The 245-nt window shown below is 36.3% G+C and carries 1 pseudogene; it reads left to right on the top strand.

From position 1 onward, the window contains the following. Positions 1–245 (top strand): annotated as a pseudogene (locus tag ACKX14_RS16345) (nickel pincer cofactor-dependent isomerase, group 22); the annotation flags it as partial.

Raw genomic sequence — 245 nt, 5'->3', positions numbered from 1 at the left:
AAAAATATTTTTCGATAATCTGGATGTTTTGGTAATCGATGAAATAGGAAAGAATATTACGGGTACAGGCATGGATACGAATATAATTGGAAGATACCACACACCATATGCATCAGGAGGACCAAATATAAGCAAGATAGTTGTGCTTGATCTCACAGAGGAATCACATGGAAACGCAAATGGTATCGGCTTGGCGGATTTTACCACTAGTAGATTATTTAACAAGATGAAATTTGACCAAACCT

It is taken from the genome of Thermorhabdus hydrogeniformans, assembly GCF_049310025.1.
Taxonomy (GTDB): Bacteria; Bacillota; Thermosediminibacteria; order Thermosediminibacterales; family Tepidanaerobacteraceae; genus JBJYKD01.
The sequence above is the reverse complement of the archived record's forward strand: the minus strand, read 5'-3'. Positions and strand labels throughout refer to the sequence as shown.